This window comes from Lamprobacter sp. (genome assembly GCF_034860625.1).
In the GTDB taxonomy this organism is placed as follows: domain Bacteria; phylum Pseudomonadota; class Gammaproteobacteria; order Chromatiales; family Chromatiaceae; genus Lamprobacter.
Genome location: NZ_JAYESN010000215.1, coordinates 1 through 5,324, shown reverse-complemented (window position 1 = coordinate 5,324; position 5,324 = coordinate 1). Strand labels below are relative to the sequence as shown.

Sequence of the window (5,324 nt, the reverse complement as noted above, 5' to 3'; positions counted from 1 at the left end):
TACAGGTTTCATGGAGACACTTAACGATCAGTCGGTCGTTCGACTCGGTGATCAAGAGATCGCGGTCGTTTGCCTCTTGGTGCTCTGCAGGACAGTGACCGACGTAGCCGCCGAGTCCTTGCCAAGCATTTGGGTCGTAGCGCATTGCGCTCAGCTCTTCATGCTGAGCGACGAGGCGACTGAGTCGGTTGACATTGGTTGCTGGTGTTGGAGTTTCGGGTGTGTCTTCGGATGGTGTGCGTTGGCGCAGTTGCGTAGGGGTGTAGGCGTGCGCTCGAAGATAGTGTTCGAGATCGTGCGGTAATAACGCAATCGGGTGATCTGAGAGGCTGTAGGTTTTTCCATCGCTGTGTCGCCGTCCAAGCAGCGCGACATTCTCTTGGTAGAAGACCTCATAGCCGTCGTTTTCGAGCGATTGTTTCTTCGACCTCTTGGGGAGTTGACCGTTGAAGCGGTAGAACAGCTTGCCTTTCTTCTCGCCACGGAGAGCCGCGTCGAAGTTGTACGCTTCTCTGTGTGCAACGGCCTGGCAAACCAGCGTCGGTTCGATCAGTGCGCGGAGTTCGTTGGGTAGTCGATCGGGGTGATCAAGGTCTAGAGCGATGATGCCGACGTCTTGGCCGGTACTGGTGCCGAATGAATCGTAGGCTGTGAAGTCGGTTGTTGAGGGGGAGTAGCGTGATTTGCGTGATGCGCCTTTTGGTGTCTTGTTACCGCCCCAGAGCGGGACCGGCGCGAGTCCTTTGGCTTGTAACTCAGCCGCTCGGCGGTTCTGCCCGAAGTGTTTTAGTCGGGTGAGTGTTCGATAGCGCTCGTTCGCGGTTTGGATGTACCAGTCGCGATCAAGATCGTCTGGGATGCCGTCGAGGACGGGGAGAGGTCGGCAATTCTCGGAACCTGGTAGCTGACTCGAAGGTCCGTCTTTTTTGAGAACCCTGATGGCGTCACCGCTGGTCGATTTGTAGAATCGTGTGAGCTTACCAAGACGCTGTCCGCGCCACTCGAGGATTCCTTTGGGCGTCCTTCCGACCTTGAGGAAGGCGGTGATGTCGTCGCAGGTATTGATGGTGTCTGCGATCGGCACCCCCTTGGTAAGTCGTTGGCTAATTGCTTGCGCGATGATCGCGTTATCCGGGTTTTTCCGCAGCGAGTGTCCCTGACTGAACTCGCCTCCAGACTTGACCTTACCTTCCTGGGTAACAAGGATGTAGTTGTTGACGTCTTTCTGCGCAAAGCATCGGAGTTCGGTGTGATCGAGCTGGTAACCCGTTTTTGACTCCCAGTCATCGGTGACTTGTCGGAAACACTCATCGTCGGACACCGCTACTACAAGCCCGTCAGTGTTCGCTGAGAGGACGTTCGCACAGCCCGTCTGTGCTAAACGCTCAATGAGCCATAGGAGCGCGAGTTGTCCGGTGAGCACCACCTGCAATTGTTGCTGGAGGTCGAGCCAGGGTGAGTACCAGCTGCCGAGCTTGCCGTACACGCTGTTGATGACGATCTTGAGCGCGTTGGCGGTTTGGGTGTCACCTTCACGCTTCGCGGCAAGCCGCCGGTCAACCAGGTTTCCGAAGATTTCGAGGAAGACCTCGGCGTCCATGTGCTGAGGCGCGAGCGCTTGGTTCAGGATCGTCGCTGGATAGTAGCTCGTGACATCAATGTGTAAGATGGCGCGCTGGTCGTCGGCGTACCAGCTTCCAGGTCCGTCTGTTGAATGGAGTCCGCCGGTGCCCGTGGTGTAGCTGCGGTCCCCGATCGTAATAGGGTCTCGGTATGGTGAGTTCGATTTTCCGGGTAGCGAAAAGGTCGTTTCGCCATTCTGCTCTTTGCGCTCTAACAGCGTCACCATCTCAGACCAACGCTCAGCGAGTTTCGCCGTGATGGTTTCGCAGGAGATATGCTCGGCCCAAGAGGGTTGTTGAAACTGAACAGTACCCCGGTTGTTCTGCTGAGCCATGCGGATCAGCTCTTTCTTGCCGATCCCAGTCGCTTTCTGGTATTCAGAAACCATGACTCTGTCGCCGATCTGGGCGTCTGAAGCAGAGCGTAAATCAACCCCGTACTTGTTAGAAAGTAGCTGCCGGAGCGCGAGCGGTTGACTCATCTCCTTGTATAACAGGGCGGTGATATTCAGGTCGTGGATGTTGTAAGCGCGGGTCGTCGTGATCTCGTCGCTTGAGAGTTCGGCTCCTGGGGTATAGGGCAGTTCTTCCAGGTGTGGATACCCTAGGCGGACACCCATCTGCTTGAGGCCGGTTTTAGGACTGCAGAGCGGCATCAGGTCGATGCCTTCGACCTTGGGTTGCTGGTAGGGCGCGCGTCGACCGTTGACAAGCTGGTTCGAGAGCCTGTTCAGGGCTTCGAGCGATTCTCCCTGCAGAAAGGCGTGCAGCATATAGCCGTCGTAGCCATTCCAGTTGAAGCCGACCAGCAGCTGATTGTTGACGTAGTGGTCGACCTGGTCGCGGTCGTTGTACTCAAACTGCTTGATGTTGCCGTCGGGTTCTTGGAAGCCGACGAGGAAATAATTAGCGGCGATTTCGATGTCGCAGATGGTCCCTTTACCAATCGTATAGGTGTTCATTTGTCTCTCCAGAGGAAGATGATTTGCTGGAGCGGCGAACCATGATCAGCTATACTGATGTTGCTACACGTCAGTTGGCCGGTTGTTCCGCAGATCCTGATGGCGATGTGGCAGGAGGGTCCGTACTGCGGGCTCTCCTGCCAGTTGTTTCAGTGTTTATGTGTTGTTCTGGTTGATTTATTCCTCTTTGAGCGCGGACAACCCGACGCGCGTTTGGCACAGGTTGAGGCTGGAAAGCGACGGGTAGTCGCTCACCAAAGCCCTACGTGGTTGATGTAGAGTAAAGCTGAGCGAACTCTCTGTATCGGGTGCTTTTTTTTGCAGATGTAATGGCTCTTCCCAAGCCTGGTTTCCTCCTCACTTGTCCCCACTCGGGGGCTCGCATCTCAGCACGTCGCATGCCAGCAAAGGTGTTTGCGCTTGGTCTGCTGGCGCCTCGGAAATGCTGATCTGACGCGCCGGTCGTAGAGCCTGGGTACCTGGATCAGCCCCTGGCGGTTGGTCGCCGGCCGATGCTCTCTCTGGTGTCGGAAGCGCGGATTGATGGGTCTCTTCCGACGCGCGCGCCTCTCGATCCCAGGGCACCGAGCCCGACGCCGAATCCGCTGCTAAGAGCAGCGAATCGTGGCTCAGATGCGCATAGCGCTGCGTGGTCTTGACCTGCGTGTGGCCGAGCAGCTTCTGTACCTCGTAGAGCGAATGGCCTTGATTGATCACGAAGCTGGCAAAGCTATGGCGCAGATCATGGATGCGCACGTCGCCAAGACCCGCCTGACAGCGGGCGGTGTTCCAGGAGTTGAAGATAGTCAAGAAGGGTTTGCCGGTCTTGGGATTGGGGAAGAGGTAGGCATTCCCGTCGATCCGGGGTAGCTTGGCCAGCAGCGATAACATGCCCTGCGAGAGCGGCACATGACGAGTCTTGCCGGTCTTGTTGAACTCGATACGCCAGCGGCGCTGCTCGAGGTCGATATCCACCCACTGGGCAGTAAGCACCTCGCGCTTGCGCGCCCCAGTGAGCAGCAGCATGGCGATGATGTAGGTCAGGAGCGGGTTCTGCGAAGCTTCTAGGGCTCGGAACAAGCGACGCCCTTCGTCTTCCTTCAAATAGCGCTCACGCTGGTTGTTCTCAGGATAGAGTTCGATCCCAGCCGTTGGATTACGGCTCAGGCCCGCGACCTCCCACTTCAGCGCGCAGTTGAAGACATACCGGCACAGGATGATCACCCGATTGGTCGAGCCCGGCTTGTGACTTGCCCGGTGATGGCTGAACACCTCAATGAGATGGTGACGCTTGATCTCGTCGAGATGGAGCTTGCCGAGCGTGGGCAGCACATGGTTGCGCAACAACAGGCACTCGTCGGTGTCCCAACTGCGCTTGTAGCCCTTTACATGCGGCATGTACGCTGACGCGATGAACGCCGCTAGGGTCGGCACGTCGCGCAGCGTGCGCCGCTGCTCAAAGGGGTCATTACCCATCGCCAGCTTCGCTAGGGCTTCCTGCGCGAGCTGCCGCGCCTCGCTGAGCTTCAGGCTGGCCGCACTGCCAAGCTTGCGCTCGACCTGCTTAGCGCGGGAGTCGCGATAGCGCAGGTAGTAAGCCTTGTGGCCCGAGGCGAGTACCTTGAGCGACAAGCCCACCACCTTCTCGTCGTAGTAGTCCGTCCGTGTCTTTTCTGGCGGACAGACAGCGTTATGCTGGATAAAGTGCTGCGTGAGGTTCACAGAGGGCATCTAATTCTCCTGGATGTGGGATATTGGTCTTCGATACGTCACAAAAGTTAGCATCGATAGCTTCAGTAATCTTATAGTCTCAAAAAATACGAGATGCAAGCATTTATGTCCGATGAAGCACGTTTAGCCATCGCCATGCGCATGGCTCGAGCTGTCGCCCAGATGACGCAGGAGGAGTTGGCGACCGCGCTGCAGGTGAGCAAAGCGGTGATCGCGCGCAACGAGAATTCCGAGATGGTAATGCGGGCCGATACGCTGGTGCGCTTGATCTACCTGATGCGCGCGCGCCAGATCGAGATTGACCTCTTCAGCACACCGGATACCGTCAAGATTTCCGCCACTGGCCCCTGGCTCGACGCCGCCGCCATGCGCGCCGCCCGTGCTGCTCTGGCTCTCAATCAGCAGGAGTTCGCCGATCGGATCGGACTAACGAAGCCGGTCGTGACCCGTGGTGAACGACCCAAAGGCAACATGCGCGCGGAGACGATGCTCACCCTGTTCGAGGCGATGGCAGAGGAGGGCATCGAGCTGGACTGGTCACTCAAGTCTCAAACATTGAACATCATCGTCAATCGCAAGGCCGTAGCCGCCATCGAAGCCATGACGAAGGCCAAGGCCACAGCCAAGGGCACAGCCAAGGGCAAGGCCAAGGGCAAGGCCAAGGGCACAGTCACGGCATCCGGCAAGCAAACGGGCGAAACGCTGAGCAATCCTGCCATAGAGGATCAGGGTGACAAAAAAGATCAATATGTCACCGACTAGAAACTATTGTGACATCTCGGTCGAGATCCATATCGACCGTCACGCAAGTGGAAATGTGGTGGAAAAACTGCGAAAGACTGAAATCTAGGAAAAACAGTTGGTTATGCTAAACAGGCGGCCTGGGTGGGTAGACCCACTGCCGGGCAGAAGTGGAAATATGGTGAAAAACTCCAGAATGGGGTTTTCGGGAGGTTGGAAAGCTTAATGGAATCAGTCGGTTGTGAGAAGCCAAGACTAGGACGCTCAC

General features: G+C 56.9%; 3 protein-coding genes. 1 reads left to right on the top strand and 2 read right to left on the bottom strand.

Translation table 11 applies throughout. From position 1 onward, the window contains the following. The coding region (locus VBE63_RS24330; RefSeq protein ID WP_323685602.1) for a hypothetical protein at positions 1–2,584 on the bottom strand (2,584 nt) is incomplete at its 3' end. A 357-nt stretch (positions 2,585–2,941) separates the two neighbouring features. Continuing rightward, positions 2,942–4,315, bottom strand: coding sequence for a tyrosine-type recombinase/integrase (locus tag VBE63_RS24325; RefSeq protein WP_323685601.1), 1,374 nt, complete (start codon positions 4,313–4,315; stop codon positions 2,942–2,944). A gap of 162 nt (positions 4,316–4,477) precedes the next feature. Here VBE63_RS24325 and VBE63_RS24320 point away from each other — a divergent pair, with 162 nt between their 5' ends. Next, positions 4,478–5,077 carry a helix-turn-helix transcriptional regulator gene (locus VBE63_RS24320; RefSeq protein ID WP_323685600.1) on the top strand — a complete coding sequence of 200 codons (600 nt, stop codon included), beginning with the start codon at positions 4,478–4,480 and terminating at the stop codon, positions 5,075–5,077. The last annotated feature ends 247 nt before the right edge of the window (positions 5,078–5,324 follow it).